Raw genomic sequence first — 18,214 nt, 5'->3', positions numbered from 1 at the left:
CAACCCACAACCAAAAACATGCATGTCAAATGAATAATATTGACGAGGAGTGCCCGTGCTCAGTGATGCGTCCATGGTCGTCGTCCGTGCCACCCTCCCCACGGTGGCAGCCTCCCTGAGAGAAATCTCCGAGCGCTTCTACGCCCGGCTCTTCACAGCTCACCCCGAACTGCTGCGCAACGTGTTCAACCGCGGCAACCAAGCCGTCGGAACCCAGCAGCAGGCGCTGGCCGGCGCGTTCGCGGCCTTCGCGGGCATGCTGGTGGACGATCCGGACCAACGGCCCGACGCACTCCTCGGCCGCATCGCCAACAAGCACGCCTCCCTCGGCATCCGCCCGGCGCAGTACCCAGTGGTGCACGAACACCTGATGGCGGCCGTCGGCGAGGTGCTCGGCGCTCCCTTCACCGCCGAAGTGGCCGCGGCGTGGGACGACGTGTACTGGCTGATGGCCAACAGCCTCATCAGCATCGAGCGACGCCTCTACGCCCAGCACGGGGTGCTCATCGGCGACACCTGGCGAACATGGACCGTCGTCGCCCGCACCCGGGAGACCGACGATGTGACGACCTTCGCACTGACCCCCGCCGACGGCGGCACGGCTCCGGGCTTCCGGCCCGGCCAGTACGTCTCCGTACGGGTCCAACTGCCGGACGGGGCACGCCAGATACGCCAGTACAGCCTCTCACGCGCCGATCAGGGGACGGACGACGTCCGGTACATCACCGTGAAGCGGGCTCGGGGCGGCGGTGACGGCAGTGGCTCGGCCAGCAGCAGCGGCCCGGGCGGCGAGGTGTCCAACCATCTCCATGACCACGTCAGCGAGGGGGACACGCTCGACGTGTCCGCGCCGTACGGCGACCTGGTCATCGAGGACACCGCCGCGCCCCTGCTGCTCGCCTCCGCGGGAATCGGCTGCACTCCGATGCTCGCCATGCTGGAACAGCTGGCGCTGGACGGGCACCGCGGCGCGGTCACCGTCGTCCACGGCGACCGGACGGCGGCCGACCATGCCCTCCGCACCCAGCAGAAGGACTTGGCCCGGCGGCTCGCGGACGGGCGAGCCCACTTCTGGTACGAGAAGCCGGACGGGGCGGCCCCGGAAGACCTGGCCGGCTTCGTCGACCTCGCCGAGGTCCCGCTGCCGGACGGCGTCCATGCGTATCTCTGCGGGCCGCTGCCGTTCATGCGGGCGGTCCGAGCTCAGCTGCTGGCACGGGGCGTGGACGCTTCGCGCATCCATTACGAGGTCTTCGGGCCGGATCTGTGGCTGGGGCGAGAGGCGACCGTCGACGCGTGATCGGTGGCGGGTTCGTGTACGACGGAGCACCCGAGCACTGCGACGGCAGGCCGGGCGGGCAGCGACGTGGGCACCTGTCCCGGCGGCCTCTGACCGAGCGCGCGACCAGCCGGGAACGGCCGGCTACGCCTCTCGCCGGCCCCCGCCCGCTCAGTCCGCGCAATGCACATCCCGCTCCGGCCGCACCCCTGCCGTAAGGAATTCCGTGACCCCGCGGTCGCCGCAAGCGTTCCCGTTGCCCAGGTAGACGCCATGTCCGCCATGGCCCACCGTGATCAGGCGGGCCCGGTCACCGAGGGCCCCGCGCATTTTCAGGGCGCCGAAGTACGGGGTGGCGGGGTCGCGGAGGCTCTGGATCATCAGGATGTCGGAGGGGCCGTCGGCGGTGATCCGGGTGGGCCGGTCCTTCGGTGCGTTCTTCCAGAAGGCGCAGGGCGTGATGTTCACCGGCATGCCGGCGGTGAGCGGGTGGCGGGCGCGGTCGGTGGTCACCGCGCGTTGGTGCGAGGAGACCGTGCCGCGCCAGCGCACGTCGTTGCAGACCGTCGCCATCACGACCGCCGCGGCCTCGTCAGGCAAGGCATGGGCGATGTCGCCGGGGAGGTCCGGCTCGGCGGTCGGGGACTGGGCCGACTGGATGAGACGGGCCAGGCCGGGGAAGGAGGCGTCGCTGTACAGGGCGTTCTGGAGCGCCTGGCGCAGCCGGTTGCCGGTCAGCGGGACGCCCGGCACCGTCGATTCCCTCGGCTCGCGGTCCAGCTTCGCCGCGAGGGAGAGGAACAACGGGCGTACGTCCTTGGGGCGTTCAGCCAGCCGCAGTCCCCCGTCCTTCCGGGCCGGGTCCGCCGCCCAGCTCGCGAAGTCGGGGAACCGGTCGTCCGCCGCCGCCGACATGTTCGCCAGCCAGCCCCGCGCGACGCGGTCCGGGTCGGGGTCGCCGCTGCTGTCCAGTACCCAACGGTCGGTGTGCCGCGGGTACTTCTGCGCGTACACGGCCCCTGCATAGGTCCCGTACGAGGACCCCCAGGCCGACAGCTTCTCCTCGCCCAGCGCCCGACTCCCTGCCCGACTCCCTGCCCGACTCCGGCCGGCGAGGGCCTGGCTGAGTCGGGCCTGATCGCGACCCCGCTCGCCCGCGACCCGCACCCCGCTCCACCCGCCCGCGAGAGCCTCATTAGCCGTCGGCGCTACACCTGAACCTGGGCCGACCCGCGCGACCGCGCGACCCGTAACCCGTGCGACCCGCGCGGAGCGGTACGAGCAACCAGCCACGGTCCGCGTTCAGTTGCTGGAAGGCAACCCGGAAGAACCCGGAAGACCGTGCCGGGTCACAGCGGCCCTCCGTCGAAGCAGCGGCGCAGCCCAGCGAGCCCCTCGCAGAACACATCCCCAGCAAAAGGAGACAACCCATGCCCGCGTGGATCAAACGGCCGGCCGCCGCGCCCGGTGGCCGACGCGGCAAATGGTTCGTGCTCGCCGCCTGGCTGATCATCGCCATTGCCCTCGGCCCGCTCGCCGGAAAGCTCGGCGACGTCTCGGACAGCAGCGCCAACGCCTTCCTCCCGCACAGCGCCGAGTCCACCGAGGTCAACACGGAGCTGGAGCAGTTCCGCAAGGACGCGCTCATGCCGGCCGTCATCGTCTACAGCGGCGAGGGGGCGATCACCGGCACGGAGCGGGCCAAGGCCCAGTCGGACCGTGGCGCGTTCGGCACGTACGCGCCCAAGGGCGAGCAGGTGGCCCCGGCCGTGGCCTCCGATGACGGCAAAGCCCTGATGCTCGTCGTGCCGCTGGCCAACGATGACGACATCAGCGACAAGGTGGAGGAGATCCGCGACACCGCCGCGGCCAATGCCCCGCCCGGACTCGACATCGAGGTCGGCGGACCGGCCGGCTCGCTGATCGACCAGACCAAGGTCTTCGACAGCCTCGACTCGACGCTGCTGATCGCCACCGGCCTGATCGTCGCGGTCCTGCTGCTGCTCACCTACCGCAGCCCGATCCTGTGGCTCTTCCCGCTGCTCTCGGTCGGCTTCGCCACCGTGCTCACGCAGGTCAGCACCTATCTGCTCGCCAAGTACGCCGATCTGCCGGTCGATCCGCAGAGCGCCGGCATCCTGATGGTGCTCGTCTTCGGCGTCGGCACCGACTACGCGCTGCTGCTGATCGCCCGCTACCGCGAGGAACTGCACCGGCACGAGAACCGGCACACCGCGATGCAGGTCGCGCTGCGCCGCAGCGGCCCGGCGATCCTCGCCTCCGCGGGCACCGTCGCGGTGGGCCTGGCCTGCCTGGCCGTCGCCGACATGAACAACGCGCGTTCCATGGGCATGGTCGGCGCGGTGGGTGTGATCTGCGGCTTCCTCGCGATGGTCACGATCCTGCCGGCCCTGCTCGTCATCGCCGGCCGCTGGGTCTTCTGGCCCTTCGTGCCGCACTTCGGCACCGCGCCGCGCGCCGAGCGGACGACCTGGGAGCGCATCGGGGCCGCCGTCTCCAAGCGTCCGCGCTGGTCGTGGATGATCTCGCTCGGCGTCACCGGCGCGCTCGCGCTCTGCGCGTTCGGCATGAACATGGGGCTGCGGCAGTCCGAGCAGTTCCAGGACAAGCCCGAGTCCGTCGTCGCCCAGGACCGCCTGTCCCAGCACTACCCCTCCGGCGCGTCCGACCCCGCGAAGATCGTCGTCGAGACCTCCGCCGCGGACCGGGTCGCACAGGCCGCGGAAGACACCGCCGGCGTAGCCTCGGCCACCGCCGTCGGCCGTTCGCCCCAGGGCGGACTGACCGAGATCTCCGTGGTGTTGAAGAACGCCCCGGACAGCCAGGCCGCCAAGGACACCGTGGACGCCCTGCGCGACAAGGTGCACGCCGTCTCCGGCGCGGACGCTCGGGTCGGCGGCTCCACCGCGCAGAACCTGGACACCCAGCGGGCCGCCGTACGGGACCAGAACGTCGTCATCCCGATCGTGCTGCTCGTCGTCCTGCTCGTGCTGATCCTGCTGCTGCGCGCGCTCGTCGCGCCGCTGCTGCTGCTCGCGACCGTCGTGGTCTCCTACTTCGGCGCGCTCGGCGCCTCGAACCTGCTCTTCGAGCACGTCCTGGACCACGCGGGCGTCGACCGGGGCATACCGCTCCTGGGCTTCGTCTTCCTCGTCGCCCTCGGCATCGACTACAACATCTTCCTGATGCACCGGGTCAAGGAGGAAGTCGGGCTGCATGGCCACGCCAAGGGCGTCATCAAGGGCCTGACCAGCACCGGAGGTGTGATCACCAGCGCGGGCATCGTCCTCGCGGCGACCTTCGCGGTCTTCGCCGTGCTGCCGCTGGTGACCATGGCCCAGATGGGCGTGCTCGTCGGCGTCGGCGTCCTGCTCGACACTTTCCTGGTACGCACCGTCCTCGTTCCGGCCCTCGCGCTGGACCTCGGCCGGCGCTTCTGGTGGCCGGGCCACCTCTCGCGCGTCGACGACTCGGTCGACGACGCCGGCGATGTCCGTGTCAGTGACGATGTCGATGCGGCGGCAGTGGTGCCGCCGCCGGCGGCGACTACGACTACGGACCACGTGCCCGAGCGCGTCTGACCGGGAACACCCCGCCAGCACCAGCCGGCACAGCAAGCACACGGCCTCTGCCGCCCCGCATCCCGCGTGGGCGGCAGAGGCCGTTGGCCGTGACGGCGGAAGTGGATGTATATAGGCCAAGCCGAAGTCCTCAGCGCGCGTCTGCGCGTCACGAATGAACGTAGCCGGAACGGGGGTTGCTGATGCGCGCCATCATGCGCTACATCCCGTTCACCACCCTTCAAGATCTCGAAGCCCTGCCGGAATACACGATCGAATGCGTGTCCGGTGACGAGGAGTCGTGTGGTGAGAAGTCGGGAACGTACACCGAACCGGCGCGTGTTGAAGAGTGGATGCGACGCCATACCCAAGAGACCCGGCACCAGAACTACCGCCGGACTTTCACGGACTTCGCGATCATGGCCCCGTTTGAGCTTGAACCGGCGCGCGTGGCGCGGGTGAAGGCGTGACGCGGTTACTGTCCCGGTTCACGGGGCGTACTCATGATCGTTATGGTCGGCGGGGCCTGCGTGTTCGTGCGCTGGGCCCTGAGCACCACGAGATAGCCCCCATCTCCGTCCCTGTCGGACGACCCGATATCGAGGCTCCCCTTCGATTCGGAACCTCGGCAGGGGCGGGTTTAGCCCCGTTCCGGCCGTTCCCTGATTGGCCAGATGGACGGTAGGAACGGGTCGGCAAGAGAATCGAACCCCAAGGGAAAGGAACCCACTCAACGGCTCGCACCTTCTCCACACGGATGCCAACCCGCACAACGTCATGATTGGCAGCCCGGATGGAGACGCTTACGCAGTGGATTGGGCCATGCCTGCAATCGGCCCCGCGTGGGTGGACGCCGCCTATTTAGCTACATGGTTGCTGAGCTACGGGCAATCACCCGCCGACGCGCTGGGATGGCTGAGCGGTTTCACCAGTTGGCGGCAGGCAGACCCGACGGCCGTTGAGACCTTCGTGAACGCCACGTGCCGGCACTGGACGGCAACCGTTGGCGAGAAGGACGCAGAACGGAGTAACGCCCGGTTCCGGCACTTGCTCGACTTCCCGCATGAGGCCCCCGTGCCCCGGCGCAGGCGCTCAAGCCCCCGCTGAACGGTCTCGAACGGCCCCGTCCGTGTCGCCGCCTCCCAGCAGCCCCGCCAGCAGCGCATCCGTCGCGGGGCGGAGCAGGCGCGCGCCCTGCTGCGTGGATTCCAACCCGAGGACCAGCGCGATGCAGATGTCGGCAGCCGTGCCGGGGTCGGTGGCGCGGGCGCTGGGGGTGGACGGGTCGGCCGCCGCGTTGGGAGCAGCCGTCGAGGGAGCCGCCGCTGCGACCTCAGCCCCGGCGGCCCCCGCCACCGCCGCCCCCGGCCCCGCCTCCGCGAACACCTCCATCAGCAACCCGCGCAGATCCGCCGTGAACCCATGGCAGATGTCGCCGAACAGCCGCGCCTTCTCGTCCAGCAGTTCGACGGTGTGCGGGGAGTCCCCGGTGAGGTCCAGCACCAGGTCGAGCTTGGCCGACAGAATGCCGTGGACGCGGTCGGCGGGCGGGGCGTCGGCCGCTGCCTCCCATCGGGCCCGCGCGAGCGCCTGGGTGTGCAGGCGCTCGGCGAGGCGGCGGAAGGCGTCGTCCTTGTTGCGTACGTACTGGTACACCGCTGAGCGGGACACCCCCATGGCGGTGGCGATGTCGTCCATCGTGGTGCGCCGTACGCCGTACCTGGTCAGGCAGGCGTACGTCGCGTCGAGCACCTCGGTCTGCCGGTCCCGGTCCCGGCCAGGTCGGTCCCGGTCCGGTCGGTCCCGGTCCGGTCGGTCCCGGTCCGGTCGGTCCCGGTCCGGTCGGTCCCGGTCCGGTCGGTCCCGGTCCGGGTTCCGTCGATCCCGGTCGGGTCGGTCGATGTCCATCAGGGGGTGTCCATCAAGGGGTGCCCATCACGTGCTGCCCATCAGCGGGTGTCCATCAGGTGCTCAGTTCAGCGCCTTGAGGACCTCGGCCGCCAGCGGAGCGGACGACGCCGGGTTCTGGCCGGTGAACAGGTTGCGGTCGACGACCACCTTCGGGGCCCACGGCTCGCCCTCCTGGAAGTCCGCGCCGAGCTCGACCAGCCGGTCCTGGAGCAGCCACTGGGCCTTGTCGGCGAAGCCCGCCTGGGTCTCCTCGGCGTTGGTGAAGCCGGTGAGCCGGTAGCCGGCGAACGGCCAGGAGCCGTCGGCGCGCTTGGCCGCGAGCATCGCGGCGGGGGCGTGGCAGACCACGGCGAGCGGCTTGCCGGATTCCAGGGCGGCGGTCAGCAGGCGGCCGGAGTCCGCGTTGCCCGCGAGGTCCTCCATCGGGCCGTGGCCGCCGGGGTAGAACACCACCGCGTAGTCGGCGAGGTCGGCCTCTTCGAGCTTGATCGGCTGCTGGATGGCGGTGATCGACGCCAGCTCGGCGGCGATCGCGTCCGCCGCCTCCTGGCCGCCGTTCAGCTCGGGCGCGAGGCTCCCCTTGTCCAGCGGCGGGACGACGCCGCCGGGCGTGGCGACGACGATCTCGTGACCGGCGGCGGTGAAGGCGCGGTACGGGGCGACGGCCTCCTCGGCCCAGAAGCCGGTGGGGTGCTTGCTGCCGTCGGCCAGCGTCCACTGGTCGGCACCGGTCATCACGAACAGGATCTTGGCCATGTCACTTCTCTCTCCACGGGCGACGCTCTGACGTTTCGCACGCAAAGCGTCATTTCGTTGACGCTCTCGAACGTAGGCCGCCCTGCCATTGAGATCCAATAGGCTCACCATCATGAGGCATAGGGAATCCAATGGCGGGGACGGGTGGGCACCCCTCCCGAACGCCGGAATCGAGGCAAGCGGAGCAAGCGGGAGACTCGGGGAAATCGAGGGAATCGGCGGAGCCGGCTCCGCCTCGCCGCTCGACCTCACCCTGCTGCGGACCTTCCTCGCCGTGCACCGCGCCGGATCGTTCACCGCCGCCGCCCGGCTGCTGACCCTGTCCCAGCCGACCGTGACCACCCAGATCCGCGCCCTGGAGAAGAAACTCGGGCGCGAGCTGTTCGAACGGCTGCCGCGCGGCGTCGCGCCCACCCCGGTCGCCGACGACCTCGCGGCCCAGGTCGCCGCCCCGCTGGACGCGCTGGAGGCGGTCACCGACCGGGGCCGTACGGGCGTGGCCGCCGCCACCGAACCCGTACATCTCGCGGGTCCGGCCGAGCTGCTCTGCGTCCGCGCGCTGCCCGCGCTCGCCCCCCTCGTGGAGCGCGGCGTGCGGCTGCGGATCACCACCGGGCTCACCGACGGCCTGCTCGACGGGCTGCGCGCGGGCCACCACGACCTGGTGCTCTCCACCATCCGTCCGCGCGGCCGGGCGCTGGTCTCCGTACCGCTGATGGACGAGGAATTCGTGCTGGTCGCGTCGCCGGCGTGGGCGGCCAGGATCGGTGTGGAGCGGGTCGCGGCGCAGGGCTCCGCCGCGCTGCGCGGGGTGCCGCTGGTGACGTACGCGGACGACCTGCCCATCGCCCGCCGCTACTGGCGGCACGTCTTCGGCGTGCGGCTGGCCGGCCCGGCGGCGGTCGTCGTGCCCGACCTGCGGGGTGTGCTGTCCGCCGTGGTCGCGGGGGCCGGCGTCACCGTGCTCCCCCGCTACCTCTGCCACGCCGAGCTCACCGCCGGCGCGCTGGTCGCGCTGCTGACCCCGGACGATCCCCCCATCAACACCGGCTACCTCGCCCAGCGCCCCGGCCCCTCCGACAACCCGCACCTGGCCCTCGTCCGCGACCATCTGCTGAGCGTGGCCCGCGACTGGTGAGGCGGTACGGACGGGGCCGCGATGCGGCCTCAAACGGGCGTGGCGGCGAGTCCCTTGAGGTACGCCTTGAGCGCGAAGCCCTCCCCCGCCGCCTCCTGCGGGCTCAGCCCGCATCCGTTGGCCAGCAGCCGCCGGGCCGCCATGTGGTCGCCGGGCCGGTTGACGGACTCCACCGCGACCAGCCGCCCGTCGCGGAAGAGCAGCGCCGAGAACGCGCCGCCCGCGTCGCCCAGCGGCACCGCCGTGTCATGGCCGTCCCCGACCCCCGCGATCTGCAAGGTCGAGGCGAACTGGTCGCTCCAGAACCACGGCAGGTCGCCGTACGGCCGCCGCTCCCCGGTGATCCGGGTCGCGACGCAGCGGGCGTGGTCGACGGCGTTCTGCACCGACTCCAGCCGGACCCGCGCGCCGGTCTGCACGCTGGGGAACGACGCGCAGTCGCCGATCGCCGAGATGGCCGGATCGCTGGTCGTCAGATGCGCGTCGACGACGACGCCGTTGTCCACGTCGAGCCCGGCCAGCCGCGCCAGCTCGGTGTCCGGGGCGACCCCGACGCCGACCAGCACCAGATCGGCCGCCAGCCGCGTACCGTCGGCCAGCTCCACCCCGGTCACCCGCCCCGCGCCGTCTCCGTGGAAGGCTGCGACGCCCCGTCCGAACGCGAAGCGGTTGCCGTGCTGTTCGTGCAGAGCCGTGAAGTAGCCGGCCGTCGAGGGCGTGACGACCCGCGCCATCGGGCGGTCCAGCGCTTCGACCACGGTGACCAGGTGCCCGAGCTTGTTCGCCATCGCGGCGAATTCGAGCCCGATGAAGCCCGCGCCGACGACGACCACGTTCTTGGCGGTCACCAGCGAACTCCGCAGCAGGTCGGTGTCCTGCCGGGTGCGCAGCGGGACGACTCCGGCCAGGTCGTTGCCGGGAATCGGCAGCACCCGGTTGCGGGCCCCGGTGGCGAGGACGAGGTGGTCGTAGCGGAGCGTGCCGCCGTCGGCGAGCCGGACGGTACGGGCCTGCCGGTCGATCCGGCTGACCCGCTGGTTGACCAGCTCGATCGTGTTGCGTTCGTAGTAGCTGCCCGGCCGGAGCTGGAGCTTCTCCGCGTCCAGCGTGCCGGAGAGGTACGCCTTGGACAGCGGGGGGCGCTCGTACGGGAGACCGGGCTCGTCCCCGACCAGCAGCACCCGGCCCGTGAACCCCGACTCGCGGAGCGAGGACGCTGTCTGGTAGCCGCCCTGGCCGGCTCCGATCACGATGACGGTCTCGCCCGACGGGCCTGGCAGGGCCGAATCCGCTGCCTGCCCCGTCTGTCCTGTCTCGCTTGCCCGGCCCATCAGATCTGCCGGTCCGGGAGGTGCACGGTGAGCCCGTCGAGCGCCTCGGTCACTTCGAGCTGGCAGCTCAGCCGGCTGTGCTCCTCGCGGGTGCAGGCCGTGAACTCCAGCATCTCCTCCTCGTTGGGACGGATCGGCTCCAACTGGTCGACGTTCGTCGGGTCCACGAAGACGTGGCAGGTGGCGCACTGGGCGTTGCCGCCGCAGCGGGCGACGATGCCGTCGATGTCGTTGGACACGGCTCCGCGCATCACGCTGGTGCCGACGGGGACGTCGATCGTCTGGACGGCTTGGGCGGCACTGACGTAGGTGATCTTGGGCATGGAAGTACTCCTCAGCGGAAGGGGAGAAATGGGAAGCGGGGGCTCGCGAGTCCCGGGCTCAACGCGTAAGCCCCTGCCGGAAGTCACGCCGAATTCAGTGCGCGAAGGGCGCGGCAGGGCGGCAAGGCCGGAGCGCGACAGTCGGTGGAATGCGAACGAACTGGTGCTGCGAAAGGGAATCGGCCGGATCATTCGAGACGGATGTCACGGCGTGCGTCTTGCTATTTGATGCGGAACTGGGGGAGACGAACGCCCCCGACTTCATCGCCTTCACGATCACGGCCGGCAAGAACGCGACGTCCTCGGCCTGTGGGACTGGCGATATCGGGGAGCGTAGCAAACACCGGGACTTTCTGCTCCACGAGCTGCTCCACAAGTTGAGGATCCGCTCCAGGAGTTGAGGATTCGCTCAGCGAGCCGAGCATCCGATCAGCGAGTCGATGCATTCCGGTGGACCAGCAGCAGGCGCGTGGTCGCGAGCTCGCGGAACTGCCGGGCGGCCGTGGACAGGTAGCCGTCCTCGCGCCAGACGAGGGTCAGGGTGCGGTAGCAGTCGGGCGCGTCGAGGTGCAGCCAGGCGACCGGGGCGTGCGTGGCGGCCTGCCGGGACATCGCGGGGATGAGTCCGACGCCCAGGCCCGCGCTGATCAGGTCCTGGGTGGCGCCGGGCTCGTCTCCCTCGCAGGTGATCAGGGGTTTCAGCCCCGCGTCGGTGAACAGCTTGTCGAGCAGCGCGCGCTGCCAGTGCCCCGGCCGGGTGGTGATGAACGGCTCCCCTGCCAGCTCGCCGACCGAGACGCGCTCGCGGCTCGCCATCGGGTGGTCCCGCGGCACCGCGAGCAGCACCTCCTCGCGGACCAGCTCGACCGACCGCAGCGCGGGGCCGGCCAGCGGCTGCGAGGCCACGCAGAAATCGACTTCGCGGCTGCGCAGTTGGCGCACCATCGCCTCGGCCGAGGACTGGAAGAGCCGGACGCCGACGCCGGGGTGCTCGGTGCGGAAGTTGGCGAGCAGGCCGGTGAGCGTGAGCAGCGTTTCGGCGGCCACGGAGACGGTGCCCAGGCTCAGCCCCGCGGTGTCCTCGATCTCGCGGCGCGCGTCGTCCAGCTCGCTGAGCGCGCGGTCGACGCGGCGCAGGAAGGCGGTGCCGTAGCGGTTGAGCCGCACTTGGCGGCCCTGCCGGTCGAAGAGCGAGACGCCCAGTTCGGCTTCGAGCCGGGCGATCATCCGGCTCACCGAGGGCTGCGCGACGTGCAGTTCGTCGGCAGCGCGGCTGATGTGCTCGTGGCGCGCGACGGTCTGGAAGTAGCGCAGTGCCAGCAGGTCCATGGGTGTCTCTCCAACTCTCCGGCTCGCTCCGGCGGCCCGGCTTATGCCTCTGGAGTCATGATGACATGGCGAAATTGGTCTTGGAAAGCATGAAAGAACTCCCCTAGCGTCATCGTTGCGACCGCTCGGCCATCGGCCCCGGACCCCCGGGACGGATGACCGCACACGCGAATCGGCCGCACGGCATCCGACAGAAGAGCGACACAGACCAGCAGCACGACAGACCACAGACCCACCACAGACCCCCGACAGACCACAGCACGACGCAGCGAAACGACGAGTGAGGGGAGTGAAGTCATGGACGCGTTGGACATCGCCCGGCTGCAGTTCGCCGGCACGACCGGCATCCACTGGCTGTTCGTCATCCTCACCATGGGCCTGGTTCCCCTGGTGGCGATCATGCACACCCGCTCGGCGTTGACCCGGGATCCCGCCAAGCGGGCCGTTCTGGAGCGGATGACCAAGTTCTGGGGTCAGCTCTACGTGATCAATTACGCGGTGGGCATCGTCACCGGCCTGGTCATGGAGTTCCAGTTCGGCCTGTCCTGGAGCGGGCTGAGCAAGTTCGCGGGCAACGTCTTCGGCGCCCCGTTGGCGCTGGAGACCCTGATCGCCTTCTTCGCCGAGTCCACCTTCCTCGGAATGTGGATCTTCGGTTGGGGACGGCTGCACAAGGCCGTCCATGTGACCCTGATCTGGCTGGTCGCGCTGACCGCCTACGCCTCCGCGTACTGGATTCTGGTCGCCAACGGCTTCATGCAGAACCCGGTCGGGGCCGAAGTACGCGACGGCGTCGCGTACCTCACCGACTTCGGGGCGCTGCTGACCAACCCGAGCGCGATCATCGCGTTCTTCCACATCGCCATCGCGGCGCTGATGACCGGCGGCATGTTCGTCGCCGGGGTGAGCGCCTACCACTTCGCCAAGCGGACCTCTGAGCGCGAGTTCTTCCGCCGCTCGATGCGGCTCGGACTGCTCGTCGCGGCCCCCGCGAGCTGGGCAGTGATCAGCGTCGGCGACCTCCAGTGGCCCGAGTTGGGCAAAACGCAGCCGATGAAGCTGGCCGCGCTGGAGAACGACGGGGTCGGCGCACTGCAAGCCCAGATGGTGCGCGACCACGGACCCGGCGACTACGTTCCGCCGTCCTGGATCGGCGACGCGATGGACGTCATGACGAACATCGGCTACACGATCTCCATCGTCACCGTGGTCGCCTTCCTGCTGCTGTTCCGGGACTGGCTGGTGCGCTACCGCCCGGTCGCCTGGCTGATGGTCGCGCTGATCCCGGTGCCGTTCATCGCATCCGTGGGCGGCTGGCTGTTCCGCGAGGGCGGCCGGCAGCCCTGGATCGTCTACGGACAGCTCAAGGTCGGCGACGCGATGTCGTCGGTGAGCACCGGCCAGATGGTGATGTCGTTCACCGCCTTCCTCAGCGTCTTCATCGCGCTGGCCGTCACCAACTGGACGCTGATCGCCCGCTTCGCCCGGCGCGGGCCGGACGGCGCCCAGCTGGGCGCCTCCGAGCCGCTCCGGCCGGCGCCGGTCGAACAGACCGTACCGACCTTCTGACGCGAGACGGCGGATTCGGGGATTCGGCAGATTCACCGGGTTCGGCAGATTTCCCGGCAGCTCGGATAGCCCGGACACCCGGACACCCCGGACAACACAGCCCATTCGGAATCCCCGACCACGCATGAATACGAGAGGAGTGCGAGAGTCATGAGTCTGGAAATCGCATGGCTGGCCCTGCTGGGGTTCCTGCTGGGCGGCTATTTCGTGCTCGGCGGCTACGACTACGGAGTACAGATGCTCCAGCCGTATCTGGGCCGCGACGAAACGGGGCGCCGTAAGACGATGGCCGCGCTCGGCCCGTTCTTCCTCGGCAACGAAGTGTGGCTGGTGGCTTTCGCCGGAGTGCTGTTCGGCGCTTTTCCTTTCCTGGAAGGGACGTTGCTCTCCGGGCTGTTCCCGCTGATCGTCCTGCTGCTGGTCGGGCTCGTCGTGGGCAACGCCGCCGTACAGCTGCGCAGCCGCGCGGGCGGTACGTCCGGGCGGCGGGTCTGGGACGTCCTGGTCGTCGTCGGCGGAGTCCTGCCGGCCGCCGTCTGGGGCCTGGTGGTCGGCGTGCTGCTGAGCGGCGTGCCGCGCGGCGCGGAGGGGTCGTTCACGCTCAGCTGGTCGAGCGTGCTGGACCCGTTCGTGCTGCTGTGCGCGGTGACGACGACCGCGCTCTTCGCCGCCCACGGAGCGGCGTTCCTCGCCCTCCGCTCCACCGAAGAACTCGCCGTACAGGCAGGGGCGTTGGCCAAGGCGCTGTCGACCACCGCGATGGCGAGCGCCGCCCTGGCCTTCCTCGCGGCGGTGGCCGGCGGCGGGGCCGACGCGGTGACCAACCCGCTGGTCGCGACGCTGCTCGTGGCCGCCCTGCTGGTGGCCCTGGCCGCTGCCCGGCTCGCGCTGGCCAAGGGCCGCTCCGGGAGCGCGTTCGCCGCCACCTGCTGCGCCGCGGCGCTGCCGGTGCTGCTGATCGGGGCCGCCCAGTACCCGTACGTCCTGGTCTCCACCGAGGCCGAACGGTTCGGGATGACGGTCGCCGAGGGCGCGGCCGACGGTGCCACGCTCGGGCTGCTGATGGGCTTCGGGGTCGTGCTGATCCCGGTCATCGTCGCCTACCAGTTCTGGAGCTGGTGGGTCTTCCGCGGCCGCGTCGACCACCGCACCCCCACCTACTTCTGAGGCTGGTGCCCTGATGCCTCCTTCCCCCGAGCGGCAGTCCCCGAGTCCGCGCGCGACCCAGCGCCGCCTGATGCGCGAAGTACCGGCGCTGCGCCGGCACCTGCTCGCGACCACGGCCCTGACCGTAGCGTCCGCCGTCGTCGTCGTCGCCCAGGCCGGACTGCTCGCCGCCGTCCTCGCGGGCGGCTTCACCGGCGACGCGTCCAGCGCGGCCCTTTCCCGGCTGCTGCTCGCGCTCGGCGCGGTCGTCGTGCTGCGGGCGCTGCTCGCCTGGGGGCAGACGGTCCTGGCCGCCCGCGCCGCCGCCGCGGTCAAGGCGGACCTGCGCGACCGGCTGGTGGGCCGCACGCAGCGGCTCGGGCCGGTACGGCTGGCCCGCTGGCGGCACGGCGAACTCGCCACCCTGGTCACTCGCGGACTGGACGCGCTGGACCCGTACTTCACCAACTACCTGCCCAAGCTGATCGCGACGACGGTGGTGCCGCTCGTCGTCATCACCCGGCTGGCCGTCGCCGACTGGACCTCCGCGGTGATCATCATCGTGACCATGCCGCTGATCCCGGTCTTCGGCGCACTGGTCGGCGCGCACACCGGCGCGCGCACCGCCCGGCAGTGGGGCCTGCTGTCCCGGCTCGGCGGCCACTTCCTGGACGTCGTCACCGGGCTGCCCACCCTGCGGGCCTTCGGCCGGGCCCACCACCAGGCGGGCGTCGTGCACACGATGGCCGACGCGTACCGCCGGGCCACCCTGCGCACCCTGCGGGTCGCCTTCCTGTCCTCGCTGGTGCTCGAACTGGTCGCCACGCTGTCCGTCGCCCTGGTCGCGGTCCCGATCGGACTGCGGCTCATGGAGGGCGGGGTGGACCTCCACACCGCGCTGCTGGTCCTGTTCCTCGCCCCCGAGGCGTACCTGCCGCTGCGCGCCGCCGGGGCCGCCTTCCACGACAGCGCGGAGGGCGTCGCGGTGGCGGAACGGGCGTTCGCGGTGCTGGACGACGAGGCGGGGGGTGGCGGGACGGCTGCTGGCGTCCGGGCCGATGCCGCTCCCGCCGCCGCCCATGCCGTACGGGAAGCTCCGCGCCCCGCCGTACGGCCCCGGCTCGCCGTACCGGATCCGAGCGTGACCGGGCTGAGCTTCGAGCACGTCACCGCCCGCTATCCGACCCGCGACGCTGCGGCGCTCGACCGGGTGTCGCTGCACGTCCGCCCGCGCGAGCGGCTCGCCCTGGTGGGGCCGAGCGGGGCGGGCAAGTCCACGCTGCTCGCGCTGCTGCTCGGCTTCGTCACCCCCGAGGCGGGCCGGGTGCTCGTCGGCGGCGTGGACCTCGCCGACCTGAGCCCGGACGGCTGGCGGTCCCAGGTGGCCTGGGTGCCCCAGCGCCCGCACCTGTTCGCCGCGTCCGTCGCCGACAACATCCGGCTCGGCCGGCCGGACGCCTCGCACCAGGACGTACGGGAGGCCGCCCGCGCCGCGGCCGCCGACACCTTCATCAGCGAGCTGCCGGACGGCTACGCGACCGGACTGGGCGAGCGCGGCGCGGGGCTCTCCACCGGGCAGCGCCAGCGGATCGCGCTCGCCCGGGCCTTCCTGCGGGACGCGCCGCTCCTGCTGCTCGACGAGCCGACGGCCCACCTCGACCCGTACAGCGAGGCCGCGGTGGTCGAAGCCTCGGCCCGGCTGATGGCCGGCCGCACCGCGATCGTGGTCGCGCACCGCCCCGCGCTGCTGCCGCATGTGGACCGGGTCGTCACGGTGACCGGCGGACGGGTCGCGGAGGCGGAACGGGTCGCGGAGGCCGAACAGGCGCTGTACGAGGGGTCGGCGCGGCCCGGACCCGCCCTCATCGACAGCCGCGCCTGACGTCTGAGGGCCGGCCCTGATCGCCCCCTTGCTCCGCACGCGTCACGGATCGGCTCGCGCAAGCCGCCCTCCCCCATCCCCCCGTCCCCCATTCCCGTGCCCCCGACTCAGGAGCCCTCCATGCTGGTCCAGCAGACGACAGCCCCCGCGTCGGCGGCCCGTACAGCAGTGGCCCGTACAGCGCTGGCCCGTACCCCGGCGGCCCGCGACCGCGCGGCCCGCAGCACGCCCCGGCACCCGACCCTGCGTCTGCTCAAGCTGCTCGCCCCGTACTGGCGGCGGCTGCTGCCAGCCGCCGCAGCGGCGGCCTGTGCCGAGCTGGCAGCGGTGGCGCTGATGGCCACAGCCGCCTGGCTGATCTCGCGCGCCGCCCAGCAACCGCCGCTGGCCGCCGTGGCCGTGGCGATCGTCGCCGTGCGCGCGCTCGCCATCGGGCGGGGAGTCCTGCGGTACGCCGACCGGCTGCTGGGCCACGACGCGGTGCTTTCGGCGGTGGCCGGGCTGCGGACCCGGGTGTACGAGGCGCTGGCGCCGCTCGCGCCCGCCGGGACGCCCGCCTTCCGCAGCGGCGATCTGCTCACCCGGCTCGTCGACGACGTGGACGCGGCGCAGGACCTGCTGCTGCGCATCCTGGTCCCGGCGACCGTGGCCGGGGCGGTCGCGGCGACGGCGACCGGGCTGTCCGTGGGGCTGCTGCCCTCGGCGGGCGCGGCGCTCGCGGTCGGGCTGCTGCTCGCGGGGGCGCTGGTGCCGCTAATGACGTTCGCGCTCTCCGGGCGCAGCGGCGGCGAGGAGAAGGCGGCGCGCGGGGCGTTGGCGGCGCGGACCCTCGATCTGACGCAGGGCGCGGCGGACCTGGCCGCGTTCGGGGCCGCCCGCGAGGCGCTCGCGCAGGCGAGCGGGGCCGGGGCGGGGCTCGCCCGGCTGGAGCGGCGCAAGGCGCTCAGCACCGGGCTCGCCACCTCGGCCGTGCTGCTGCTTCAGGGCCTGACCACCGTCGTCGTCACCCTCCTCGCGCTGCGCGCCCACGCGGCGGGCGAGCTGCCGGCGGTCCACCTGGCCGTACTGGCCGTGCTCGCGCTGACCACATTCGAAGCGCTGGCTCCGCTGCCCGCCGCGGCCCGCCGGTTCGCCGAAACGCGCGCTTCCGCGCGGCGGTTGTCCGCCCTGCTGGACGCCGAGCCGCCGGTCGCCGAACCCGCGGAGCCGGCCTCCCCGGGCGAGCCGCCCGTCGCGCTGCGGATCTCCGGCCTGCGCGCCCGGCACCGGGCCGACGCCCCGGCCGCCCTCGACGGGATCGACCTGACGCTGAAGCCGGGACGCCGGGTCGCGATCGTCGGGGCCAGCGGCTCCGGCAAGTCCACGCTGCTGGCCGTGCTCATGCGCTTCCTCGACTACGAGAGCGGCAGCGTCACGGTCGGCGGCGTGGAGTTGCGGGCCTGCCACGGCGACGACGTACGGCGGCTGATCACCGGCGTGACGCAGGACGCGCACGTCTTCCACGCCGCCGTCCGGGAGAACCTCGCGCTGGCCAAACCGGACGCCACCCACGAGGAGTTGCGCGCGGCGGCCCGCCGGGCCCGGCTGCTCGACTGGATCGAGTCGCTGCCGAACGGCTGGGACACCGTCCTCGGCGAGAGCGGCGCGTCGATGTCCGGCGGCCAGCGCCAGCGCCTGCTGCTGGCCCGCGCCCTGCTCGCCGACCCGCCGGTGCTGCTGCTGGACGAGCCCACGGAAGGACTCGACCCCGACTCCGCCGACGAGGTGCTGGCCGATCTGCTCGACGCGACACGGGGCCGTACGACCCTGCTGGTCACCCACCGCCCGGCGGGGCTCGCCGCGGCGGACGAGGTCATCGTGCTGGACGGGGGCCGCGTCGTCCAGCGCGGGACGCACAGCGAGCTGCTGTCCCGGCCGGGGTATATCGGAGCGGGTCTCCAGTAGCCCGCGCCCCGCGCCCCGTTTTCCG

General features: G+C 71.7%; 14 protein-coding genes and 1 pseudogene. 9 read left to right on the top strand and 6 right to left on the bottom strand.

All coding sequences use genetic code 11. The annotated features are described in order from the left end of the window. The first annotated feature begins 55 nt into the window (after positions 1-55). Positions 56-1,300, top strand: coding sequence for a globin domain-containing protein (locus tag QMK28_RS14875; protein WP_326437984.1), 1,245 nt, complete (start codon positions 56-58; stop codon positions 1,298-1,300). A 150-nt stretch (positions 1,301-1,450) separates the two neighbouring features. Here QMK28_RS14875 and QMK28_RS14870 read toward each other — a convergent pair. After that, positions 1,451-2,356 (bottom strand): annotated as a pseudogene (locus tag QMK28_RS14870) (alpha/beta hydrolase); the annotation flags it as partial. A 353-nt stretch (positions 2,357-2,709) separates the two neighbouring features. Between QMK28_RS14870 and QMK28_RS14865 the strand changes: the two are divergent. From QMK28_RS14865 to QMK28_RS14855, 3 genes are all read left to right on the top strand, one after another. Next, positions 2,710-4,881, top strand: a complete 2,172-nt coding sequence (locus tag QMK28_RS14865) for an MMPL family transporter (protein ID WP_326437982.1) — start codon at positions 2,710-2,712, stop codon at positions 4,879-4,881. Between the two features lie 182 nt (positions 4,882-5,063). Further along, complete coding sequence (locus tag QMK28_RS14860) at positions 5,064-5,330, top strand: DUF7848 domain-containing protein (RefSeq protein WP_326437980.1); 267 nt, start codon at positions 5,064-5,066, stop codon at positions 5,328-5,330. 196 nt (positions 5,331-5,526) lie between these two features. After that, the gene (locus tag QMK28_RS14855) at positions 5,527-5,967 is read left to right on the top strand and encodes a phosphotransferase (RefSeq protein ID WP_326437978.1); all 441 of its coding nucleotides are present in this window, start codon (positions 5,527-5,529) and stop codon (positions 5,965-5,967) included. On the opposite strand, the gene QMK28_RS14850 is transcribed toward QMK28_RS14855, so the two are convergent. Together QMK28_RS14850 and QMK28_RS14845 are read right to left on the bottom strand one after the other, a co-directional pair. After that, complete coding sequence (locus tag QMK28_RS14850) at positions 5,953-6,768, bottom strand: TetR/AcrR family transcriptional regulator (RefSeq protein WP_326437976.1); 816 nt, start codon at positions 6,766-6,768, stop codon at positions 5,953-5,955. The genes QMK28_RS14855 and QMK28_RS14850 overlap by 15 nt on opposite strands. 63 nt (positions 6,769-6,831) lie before the next feature. After that, a complete protein-coding gene (locus QMK28_RS14845) occupies positions 6,832-7,527 on the bottom strand; it encodes a type 1 glutamine amidotransferase domain-containing protein (RefSeq protein ID WP_326437974.1) in 696 nt (231 codons plus the stop codon). Between the two features lie 112 nt (positions 7,528-7,639). Here QMK28_RS14845 and QMK28_RS14840 point away from each other — a divergent pair, with 112 nt between their 5' ends. Then, positions 7,640-8,665: a LysR family transcriptional regulator gene (locus tag QMK28_RS14840; RefSeq protein WP_326437972.1), complete on the top strand. Its 1,026-nt coding sequence runs from the start codon at positions 7,640-7,642 to the stop codon at positions 8,663-8,665. A 29-nt stretch (positions 8,666-8,694) separates the two neighbouring features. Here the strand turns inward: QMK28_RS14840 and QMK28_RS14835 are convergent, their stop codons facing one another. The 3 genes from QMK28_RS14835 to QMK28_RS14825 form a co-directional block, all read right to left on the bottom strand. Further along, a complete protein-coding gene (locus QMK28_RS14835) occupies positions 8,695-9,915 on the bottom strand; it encodes an NAD(P)/FAD-dependent oxidoreductase (protein ID WP_326437970.1) in 1,221 nt (406 codons plus the stop codon). Between the two features lie 80 nt (positions 9,916-9,995). Next, positions 9,996-10,319, bottom strand: a complete 324-nt coding sequence (locus QMK28_RS14830) for a 2Fe-2S iron-sulfur cluster-binding protein (protein ID WP_326437968.1) — start codon at positions 10,317-10,319, stop codon at positions 9,996-9,998. Between the two features lie 429 nt (positions 10,320-10,748). Continuing rightward, positions 10,749-11,648, bottom strand: a complete 900-nt coding sequence (locus QMK28_RS14825; RefSeq protein ID WP_326437966.1) for a LysR family transcriptional regulator — start codon at positions 11,646-11,648, stop codon at positions 10,749-10,751. 297 nt (positions 11,649-11,945) lie between these two features. Here QMK28_RS14825 and QMK28_RS14820 point away from each other — a divergent pair, with 297 nt between their 5' ends. The 4 genes from QMK28_RS14820 to cydC all read left to right on the top strand — a co-directional run bounded on the left by QMK28_RS14820 (position 11,946) and on the right by cydC (position 18,189). Further along, the gene (locus QMK28_RS14820; RefSeq protein WP_326437964.1) at positions 11,946-13,217 is read left to right on the top strand and encodes a cytochrome ubiquinol oxidase subunit I; all 1,272 of its coding nucleotides are present in this window, start codon (positions 11,946-11,948) and stop codon (positions 13,215-13,217) included. 150 nt (positions 13,218-13,367) lie between these two features. Next, positions 13,368-14,384: a cytochrome d ubiquinol oxidase subunit II gene (gene cydB / locus QMK28_RS14815; RefSeq protein ID WP_326437962.1), complete on the top strand. Its 1,017-nt coding sequence runs from the start codon at positions 13,368-13,370 to the stop codon at positions 14,382-14,384. Between the two features lie 70 nt (positions 14,385-14,454). Then, a complete protein-coding gene (cydD, locus tag QMK28_RS14810) occupies positions 14,455-16,245 on the top strand; it encodes a thiol reductant ABC exporter subunit CydD (protein WP_326437960.1) in 1,791 nt (596 codons plus the stop codon). A gap of 120 nt (positions 16,246-16,365) precedes the next feature. Further along, complete coding sequence (cydC, locus tag QMK28_RS14805; RefSeq protein WP_326437958.1) at positions 16,366-18,189, top strand: thiol reductant ABC exporter subunit CydC; 1,824 nt, start codon at positions 16,366-16,368, stop codon at positions 18,187-18,189. Positions 18,190-18,214 lie beyond the last annotated feature (25 nt).

The organism is Streptomyces sp. H27-D2 (assembly GCF_035828615.1).
Taxonomy (GTDB): Bacteria; Actinomycetota; Actinomycetes; order Streptomycetales; family Streptomycetaceae; genus Streptomyces.
This window is presented reverse-complemented; position numbering and strand designations above follow the sequence as displayed.

Excerpts from the sequence above, each read along its gene's own strand:
- QMK28_RS14865 (WP_326437982.1), top strand. The coding sequence starts at position 2,710 with ATGCCCGCGTGGATCAAACGGCCGGCCGCCGCGCCCGGTGGCCGACGC.
- QMK28_RS14860 (WP_326437980.1), top strand. The coding sequence starts at position 5,064 with ATGCGCGCCATCATGCGCTACATCCCGTTCACCACCCTTCAAGATCTC.
- QMK28_RS14850 (WP_326437976.1), bottom strand. The coding sequence starts at position 6,768 with ATGGACATCGACCGACCCGACCGGGATCGACGGAACCCGGACCGGGAC.
- QMK28_RS14845 (WP_326437974.1), bottom strand. The coding sequence starts at position 7,527 with ATGGCCAAGATCCTGTTCGTGATGACCGGTGCCGACCAGTGGACGCTG.
- QMK28_RS14840 (WP_326437972.1), top strand. The coding sequence starts at position 7,640 with ATGAGGCATAGGGAATCCAATGGCGGGGACGGGTGGGCACCCCTCCCG.
- QMK28_RS14830 (WP_326437968.1), bottom strand. The coding sequence starts at position 10,319 with ATGCCCAAGATCACCTACGTCAGTGCCGCCCAAGCCGTCCAGACGATC.
- QMK28_RS14825 (WP_326437966.1), bottom strand. The coding sequence starts at position 11,648 with ATGGACCTGCTGGCACTGCGCTACTTCCAGACCGTCGCGCGCCACGAG.
- QMK28_RS14820 (WP_326437964.1), top strand. The coding sequence starts at position 11,946 with ATGGACGCGTTGGACATCGCCCGGCTGCAGTTCGCCGGCACGACCGGC.
- cydB (WP_326437962.1), top strand. The coding sequence starts at position 13,368 with ATGAGTCTGGAAATCGCATGGCTGGCCCTGCTGGGGTTCCTGCTGGGC.
- cydD (WP_326437960.1), top strand. The coding sequence starts at position 14,455 with ATGCGCGAAGTACCGGCGCTGCGCCGGCACCTGCTCGCGACCACGGCC.
- cydC (WP_326437958.1), top strand. The coding sequence starts at position 16,366 with ATGCTGGTCCAGCAGACGACAGCCCCCGCGTCGGCGGCCCGTACAGCA.